This is a genomic window from Streptomyces sp. ME02-8801-2C, assembly GCF_033793965.1.
In the GTDB taxonomy this organism is placed as follows: Bacteria; Actinomycetota; Actinomycetes; order Streptomycetales; family Streptomycetaceae; genus Streptomyces.
On the sequence record NZ_JARAXP010000007.1, the window covers coordinates 45,103 to 53,115 of the forward strand.

Consider the following 8,013-nt stretch of genomic DNA (forward strand, 5'->3'; position numbering starts at 1 on the left):
CGGAGGTCGGTCAGGGCGGACCGGAGCCGTTCAGCCAGAACGCCCCGTAGACCGCCGAGGCCACCGCGGCCACACCCGTCACCAGCACCGACCTGGACGTACGCAGCCTGGCCAACCCCCGTGCGAGCGGCAGCAGAAGAGGGAACGCGGGCAGCAACAGGCGTGGTTTCGAGCCGAAGTAGCTCGACGCGCACAGGGCGAGGACGGTGACGACCCCCGCGTACACCAGCACAGGCAGGGGCTGGCGCTGCCGTACGCAGGTGACGTACAGCCAGATCAGCAGGGCCACGCCGACGATGAGTCCGACTCCGGCCAGTGCCGAGGGGAACGAGGTGAACTTGTCGGCGACGAAACGGGCGAAGGCGGCGCCGCCGTCGAAGCCGTTGCGCCAGCCTGCCTGGACGTCCAGATAGCCCAGGGGGCCCTTGCCGGTGCGGTGGCCGACCCACAGGACGTAACCGGCGGCGCCGAGCGGTGCGATCAGCATGCCGAGGGCGCGCCGCCACCGGGGCGCGCTCCCGTCCCGTACGAACGAGGCGATGGCCGCCGCCCACACGGCTGCCACCACCGCGAGTCCCACCGGGCGGGTCAGGCCGGCCAGCAGGGCCAGGGTGCCGGCCGTCAGCCAGCGGCCGGTGAGGACCGCGTACAGCGACCAGGCGGCCAGGGCAGTGAAGAGTGACTCGCTGTACGCCATCGACTGGACGATCCCCACCGGCAGCACCGCCCACAGCAGTACGGCGCACACTCCCGCCCGGCGGCCGTAAACGTGGTCCGCGACCGCGAACACGCCCCAGGCGGCGGCGAGTGAGGCCAGCGCGCTCACCGCGAAGCCCGCGTCGGCGTACGACATCGGGGATACGGACGCCAGAAGCCGCTCCAGCCAGGGCAGCAGCGGGAAGAAGGCGAGGTTCGAGTGCACGTCACCGCCCGGGAGGCGCACCTCATAGCCGTAGCCGAGCTCGGCGACCCGCGTGTACCAGAGCGAGTCCCAGCGGGCGGTCAGCAGCTTGTACGCGCTCTTGTCCCGGGCCGCGCTCCACACGGCCAGCGCGAGCAGGCCCAGCACTCGGACGGCCACGTACCCGAGGAGGGCGGGCGCGGCTCGGCGGAGCGTGGGCAGCGCGGGGTGCGTGGGGAGCGGGCGGGTGTCACGAGTGCCAAGAGCTGTCACCGGTCGATTATCGGCGGTCCGCGACATACGGGTGGGCGCGGGGAGCGTGCGGCCCATGGGGGCGTGGTGCAGGCCACACGGGTTCCGGGAGAGGGTGAGAGGTCCGCCACTTTTCGCCGCTCAGGACTCGCGTACGCTGTCGGACCACTCGCTTTTCGCCGCGCGGACCGAGGACACCGCTCCTCCTCGGTCGAAGCCGAAGCCCGCCGGGGAGTCCCCACCCCGCCGCGGACCGCCGAACGCGAGGGAACCTTGGAGGTACGTACATGTCCGGGACGACCACGGCTGCCGCCGCGCTGCGCCGCCGGGCGGCCGGGGCGAGCGCCAACCGCTGGGTCGTCCTTCTCGTCCTGTGCACGAGCCTGCTGCTCGTCGCCGTCGACGCGACCGTGCTGCATGTGGCGGTGCCCGCCGTCAGCGAGGATCTCCGGCCCGGCGCGATAGAGCTGCTCTGGATCGTCGACATCTATCCGCTGGTCTGCGCCTCGCTGTTGATCCTGTTCGGCACGCTCGGTGACCGGGTCGGCCGCAGACGGATCCTGCTCCTCGGGTACGGGCTCTTCGGTGTCGCCTCCGGTATGGCCGCCTTCGCCGGCAGCCCGCAGCTGCTGATCCTGGCGCGGGCGCTGCTGGGTGTCGGCGGCGCGATGATCATGCCGGCGACGCTCTCGATCCTTCGCCAGGTCTTTCCCGACCGGCGCGAACGGGCGCTGGCGATCGGTGTCTGGAGCGCGGTGGCAGCGGTGGGCGCGGCGGTCGGTCCGCTGCTCGGCGGCTTTCTGCTGGAGCACTTCTGGTGGGGGTCGGTCTTCCTCGTCAACATCCCGTTGATGCTGGTCAGCCTTCCGGTCGGCCGGTTGCTGCTGCCCGAGTCGCGCGGCGGGCGGAGCGAGGGTCCGTGGGACGTGGTCGGCGCGCTGACGGCGGCGGGCGGGCTGTTCGGGGTCGTGCTGGGCGTGAAGCGGCTGGGCGGCGGAGAGGGCGTGGGGAACTTCCTGACGGTCCTGCCGTTGGTGGGGGGAGCGGCGCTGCTGGTGGTGTTCGTGCGCAGGCAGCGGCGGCGTACGCATCCGCTGGTCGACCTGCGGATGTTCGCGCGGCCCGCGTTCAGTACGTCCGTGGGGTGCATCGTGCTGGCGATGCTCGCGCTGGTCGGGCTCGAGCTGATCGCGGCGCAGTATCTGCAACTGGTGCTGAAGCTCTCACCGCTGGAGACGGGGCTACGGCTGCTGCCGCTGACGGTCGCGGCGATGGCGGCGGGGCTGGTGGGGGCGCGGCTGCTGCGGAGGTTCGGGCCGCGGGCGATGGTGTGCGCCGGGTTCTGCCTCACCGCGGCGGCGGTTCTGCTGCTGACGGCGATGGGCGGGGAGGACAACGCGGGGCTGTTGCTCGCCGGGTTCGTGCTGCTGGGCTTCGGGCTGGAGACGACGCTCTTCGGGGCGTACGAGTCGATGCTGAGCGAGGCTCCGGCGGAGCAGGCGGGTGGGGCGGCGGCGATCGGGGAGACGTCGTACCAGTTGGGCGCGGGGATAGGGATCGCGCTGCTGGGGAGTGTGATGAACGCGGCGTACGCGCCGGGGGTGGGGTCCGTGCGGGGGGTTCCGGAGGCGGCGTCGGTTGCGGCGGGGCATTCGCTGGGAGAGGCGTACGAGGTTGCCGGGCGGCTCGGGGGGTCTTCTGGGGTTGCCCTGCGGGCGGCGGCTCGGGATGCGTTTGTGCACGGGCTGCATGTGACGTTGGTGGTGAGTGCGGGGTTGTTGGTGTTGGGGGCGGTGATGGCGTTGCGGTTGCCGCGGGTGATGAAGTGTGAGGGGGAGGCCGTGGGGGTGCCTGGTCCTCGGGGTGGTGAGGGGGCGACGTGCGTTGGTGTGAACGCCGGAGGTCTCCCACCCACGCACCACCCGTGACGGTCACTTGAGCGGTGGACGTCGCCTGTGGGGATGCGGGAGCGCCGGCGGGTGCGGGTGGCCGTCCTGGGGCTGGGTTCCGTGGGGGGATTGCGGTGGGCGGTCGTTCAGCTCTTGGACGTCCCGCACGGGCGGTGCGTGGGTGGGAGACCGTGCGGTACCGTCGGGTTCGTCGTAACTAGCGGTGCTAGTTTAAGTTGCCGGAGGCTCCTGTGGCTGTGTTCGCGAAGTTGCCCCCTTTCGATCCCGCCGATCCGCTCGGCCTCGACGACCTGCTCGACGCGGAGGACCTGGCGATCAGGGACACCGTGCGGGCCTGGGCGGCGGACCGGGTGGTGCCGCATGTCGCCGGATGGTTCGAGGAGGGTGAACTGCCGGACATCAGGGGGCTCGCCCGTGAGCTGGGCGGCATCGGCGCCCTCGGGATGTCGCTCACCGGCTACGGCTGCGCCGGCGCCTCCGCCGTGCAGTACGGTCTCGCCTGCCTGGAGCTGGAGGCCGCCGACTCCGGTATCCGGTCCCTTGTCTCCGTACAGGGCTCTCTCGCCATGTACGCCATCCACGCCTTCGGGAGCGAGGAGCAGAAGCAGCACTGGCTGCCGAGCATGGCCGCCGGTGACGTCATCGGCTGCTTCGGGCTGACCGAGCCCGACCACGGCTCCGACCCCGCAGGCATGCGTACGTACGCCAAGCGCGACGGCGCCGGCGGCGACTGGGTGCTCAACGGGCGAAAGATGTGGATCACCAACGGGTCGGTCGCGGGCGTGGCCGTCGTGTGGGCGCAGACCGACGACGGCATCCGGGGGTTCGTCGTGCCCACCGACACCCCCGGGTTCTCCGCGCCCGAGATCAAGCACAAGTGGTCCCTGCGTGCCTCCGTCACCAGTGAGCTGGTGATGGACGGCGTGCGACTGCCCGCCGACGCCGTGCTGCCCGACGTCACCGGCCTTCGTGGTCCCCTGAGTTGTCTCTCCCACGCCCGCTACGGGATCGTCTGGGGTGCCATGGGCGCCGCCCGGTCCTGTTTCGAGGCCGCGGTCGACTACGCGAAGACGCGGGAGCAGTTCGGGCGGCCCATCGGGGGGTTCCAGCTCACCCAGGCCAAGCTCGCCGACATGGCGGTCGAGCTGCACAAGGGGATTCTGCTCGCCCACCATCTGGGGCGGCGCATGGACGCCGGCCGCCTGCGTCCCGAGCAGGTCAGCTTCGGCAAACTCAACAACGTACGAGCGGCCATCGACATCTGTCGTACGGCCCGGACGATCCTCGGGGCCAACGGGATCTCACTCGAGTACCCGGTGATGCGGCACGCGACGAACCTCGAGTCGGTGCTCACGTACGAGGGCACCGTCGAGATGCACCAGCTGGTGCTGGGCAAGGCGCTCACCGGACTTGACGCCTTCCGCTGACCTGAACAACGGACGGCGGGGCCGGTGAGCGGCCTTGCTCAGCTCTGGTTGAAGAAGCCGTCCGCGCGGTGCGGCTGGGCCTCCCCGCTGATGATCTCCGTGTCGGCGGGGGTCAGCAGGAACACGCGGTTGGACACCCGCTCGATCGAGCCGCGCAGACCGAAGATGAGGCCTGCGGCGAAGTCGACGACGCGCTTGGCGTCGGCGGGCTCCATGGCGGTGAGGTTCACGATGACCGGGACGCCGTCCCGGAAGAGCTCGCCGATGGCGCGGGCGTCCCGGAAGCTGTCCGGGGTGACCGTGCCGATGCGGCGGCCCTTCTCCTCGGCCACCTCACCCGCGACCTTGACCCGGGGGTCCGTTACCCAGGCATCGCCGGGCTGTTCGGTTCCCTCGGAGTAGTCGTCGTCGTAGTAACGCTCGTCATCGTTGTCGTCGACGAGGCCAAGCCAGGCACTCGCCTTGCGTACCGATCCCATGGACGCCTCCTCTCACAGCGGTCTCTCATGCTTTCCGCATCCCTATGGTCATCCATGATGCGGATGGCGCGCCAAGTGAATAGACGCCGCGCGGGGGTTTCGTGACGGTACTGGTGCACAACCATTTCGTCGAGAGGCCCCGCGCCGCAAGGGTCTTACTGTGTTCGACTGCTGACTGAGAGTGAAATATGATTCTTCGTGGCGTATGGGTGAGCGTTGGGACGTATGGGTGAATGGGTGTCCTGTGCGCTTTCCTGACGGAGGATCAGGTGCGGTAAGGGCAGGCCCAGTCGCTGCCGGGCTTCGTGTGACGCCGGGTCAGCCCTTTCTCGTCGGTGGGGAGATCTGCGATGGCGAGTTATGAGAGGAGTGGGGCAAGAGGGAGGGGGGCGAGCTTGAGGGGAGGGGCGCGCGGGTGTGAAGGCGCGGGCGAAGTGTGGAGTGCGCGGGAGAACGCGAAAAGGCGCCCGGAAACGAGCGGGCGCGCAGGGGGTCAGCTCAACAGGAAGAGGACCACACTCGACCGAGGTCGATGTGGGAGCGCTTGACCAGCCACTGCTGTGGATGCATGGGGCAAGTGGAACAGGCATTCGGAGTCGAGTCAACCGACATGAGACGAACCGCTCACAGTTCGGACAGCCTTGACAGTGAGGGGAAACGAGGTCGTACAGTCGACGGACGGCCCTGCTGAGGGGCTCGGCCGTATCGCGCGCCGACTGTGCCGCCGTACCGCTGTCAGGTACGCCGTGCCGCGCGCCCCGCGCGCCCGTGTGAAGGCATCACCGTGTTCGACCTATCGCGTCACGGAGCCTTCGCATGTCCTCAGACACCTTTGCCGGCTCGGCCCCTCCGGCAGACCCTGAACACCCTCTCGACCCGGTGGTGCCGACTCTTGTCATCGTCGGGGCCGGCCCCCGAGGGACCGGTCTCCTGGAGCGGATCGCCGCCAACGCGCCCGAGCTGTACGGGGATTCGGAGCTCGACATCCATCTTGTCGACCCGTATCCGCCGGGCGGCGGCCGGATCTGGCGGCAGGAGCAGTCCCCGCTGCTGTGGATGAACTCGCAGGCCCAGGACGTCACCATGTTCACCGACGAGACGGTGGCCATGGCGGGCCCGGTGCGCCCGGGACCCACGCTGCACGAGTGGGCGGACATCGACGGCCGTGTCTTCTCGGACCGGCAGCGCCTCGGCGCCTATCTGAACTGGGTGTACGAGGACACGGTGGCCGCCCTGCCGCCCGGCATCCGCGTCCGGCACCACGTGGGGCGCGCCCTGCGGGTCGGCGGGGCGCGCGAGGGACGCCAGCAGGTGTGGCTGGAGGGGCGCGCCCGGCCGCTGCTCGCCGACCTCGTCGTGCTGACGCTCGGTCATCTCGACGCCGAACTCGACGACGAGCAGAGTGAGTTGGCCGGGTACGCGCGGACCAACGGGCTGGTCCATCTGCCGCCCGACTTCACCGCCGACAGCGACCTGTCCGCGCTGCGACCCGGCGAACCCGTTCTGGTGCGCGGTTTCGGGCTCGCCTTCGTCGACCTCATGGTGCTGCTCACGGAGGGACGCGGCGGACGTTACGAGGGCGATGCCGAGGAGGAGCTGACCTACGTGCCGTCCGGGCGGGAGCCCGTGCTGTATGTCGGCTCGCGGCGTGGGGTGCCCTACCACTCGAAGATCGGCTACGACTGGACCGGTGAACGGCCGCCCCTGCCGCGGTTCTTCGGGCCCGCTGAGGTGGACGCGCTGCTCGCTCGGCCGGACGGCTTCGACTTCCGGCGGGACGTCTGGCCGCTGGTGGAGAAGGAGCTGGGGTTCGCGCACTACCACCGGCTGTTCACCGTCCACCCGGAGCGCACCAGCGGCGCCTGGACGGACTTCGAGGAGAAGTACGCCGCCGCCGACGCGATGGAACGGGAGGTGCTGGTCGCCTCGACCGTGCCCGACCCGGCCGACCGGCTCGACCTCGCCGGCCTCGACCGTCCGCTGGAGGGGGTGCGGTATCCGTCGTACGACGCGCTCCAGGAGGGGCTGCGGACGTACATCCAGGATGACCTGACGAGGCGCCATCAGCCCGCGTACAGCCCGGATCTGGCGGTTTTCCTCGGGCTGCTCTCCGTCTATGGGCAGCTGGTCCGGCTCGGGGACATCGGGTCCTGGTGGCACGGCTTCTTCAGTTACCTCGCCTCCGGGCCGCCGGGACCCCGGCTGCGGCAGATGCTCGCGCTGTCCCGGGCCGGAATCCTCAACTTCCTCGGCGCCGACACGACGGTCACCGCCGAGGGCGGGGTGTTCCGGGCGAGCGGAGCGAGTGTGCCGGGTGCCTCGGTGGAGGCCCGCGCCCTGGTCGAGGCGCGGCTGCCGGACCCCACCCTGGAGCGCGCCCGCGACTCGCTGCCGCGCGAGCTGTACGACGACGGGACCGGTGTGACCCCCGAGGGACTGCTCGCCGTGGACCCCGTTGACGGGCGGCTCCTGGACGGGCACGGCCGGCCGCACCCACGGCGCTTCGCGCTCGGACCGCACACGGAGGCACGTGGCTCCGGGGCGTTCACCAGGCCGCGTACCGGGGGCCCGGCGTTCCGCCAGAACGACGCGACGGCACGCTCGACGCTGACGTTCCTGCGAGAGCTCGCCGCCGATGCGCGACGCGGCAACGGCCACGCCGCTGAACCGAAGAGGGGGCGCGCCGCAGAGCCGACTCTTGGCCACGCCGCCGAACCGACCCCAGGGCACACTGCCGAACGGGCTGCCGGTCACGTTGCGGTACCGGTTGCTGAGGGGGGTGCCTGGGGTGCTGTCGGGCCGACTGGCGGGGGTGGTGCCGAACTGGCTGGTGGGGGTGATGTCGGGCGGGTTGCGGGGCGTGGTGCCGAACCGGTCGTCGAGGGAGTTGCCGGGCGTGGTGCCGGGCCGGCTGGCGGAGGTGATCTCGAGCAGGTCGTCGAGCGCGTTGTCGAACCGTCGGGCGTACCGGGCGCAGAGCGCCCTGCCGAATCAGCCGCCGAGCGGGTCGCCGGGCGCGCTGTCGAACTGGCTGCCGAGCGCGC

At 70.8% G+C, this 8,013-nt stretch carries 4 protein-coding genes and 1 pseudogene; 3 read left to right on the forward strand and 2 right to left on the reverse strand.

Annotated elements, in window-relative coordinates:
* Positions 1-10 precede the first annotated feature (10 nt).
* Complete coding sequence (locus tag PV396_RS23175; protein WP_416071465.1) at positions 11-1,174, reverse strand: mannosyltransferase family protein; 1,164 nt, start codon at positions 1,172-1,174, stop codon at positions 11-13.
* A 266-nt stretch (positions 1,175-1,440) separates the two neighbouring features.
* On the opposite strand from PV396_RS23175, the gene PV396_RS23180 reads away from it, so the two are divergent.
* Positions 1,441-3,081, forward strand: coding sequence for an MFS transporter (locus PV396_RS23180; RefSeq protein WP_319207495.1), 1,641 nt, complete (start codon positions 1,441-1,443; stop codon positions 3,079-3,081).
* Positions 3,082-3,293: 212 nt separating this feature from the next.
* Positions 3,294-4,490 carry an acyl-CoA dehydrogenase family protein gene (locus PV396_RS23185; RefSeq protein ID WP_319207496.1) on the forward strand — a complete coding sequence of 399 codons (1,197 nt, stop codon included), beginning with the start codon at positions 3,294-3,296 and terminating at the stop codon, positions 4,488-4,490.
* Between the two features lie 38 nt (positions 4,491-4,528).
* Here PV396_RS23185 and PV396_RS23190 read toward each other — a convergent pair whose 3' ends face one another.
* The gene (locus PV396_RS23190) at positions 4,529-4,969 is read right to left on the reverse strand and encodes a cell division protein SepF (protein ID WP_319207499.1); all 441 of its coding nucleotides are present in this window, start codon (positions 4,967-4,969) and stop codon (positions 4,529-4,531) included.
* Between the two features lie 879 nt (positions 4,970-5,848).
* Between PV396_RS23190 and PV396_RS23195 the strand changes: the two are divergent.
* Positions 5,849-7,609, forward strand: a pseudogene (locus tag PV396_RS23195) (FAD/NAD(P)-binding protein); the annotation flags it as partial.
* Between the last annotated feature and the right edge of the window lie 404 nt (positions 7,610-8,013).

Coding starts and splice junctions, on each gene's coding strand:
- PV396_RS23190 (WP_319207499.1), bottom strand. CDS start 4,969: ATGGGATCGGTACGCAAGGCGAGTGCCTGGCTTGGCCTCGTCGACGAC.
- PV396_RS23180 (WP_319207495.1), top strand. CDS start 1,441: ATGTCCGGGACGACCACGGCTGCCGCCGCGCTGCGCCGCCGGGCGGCC.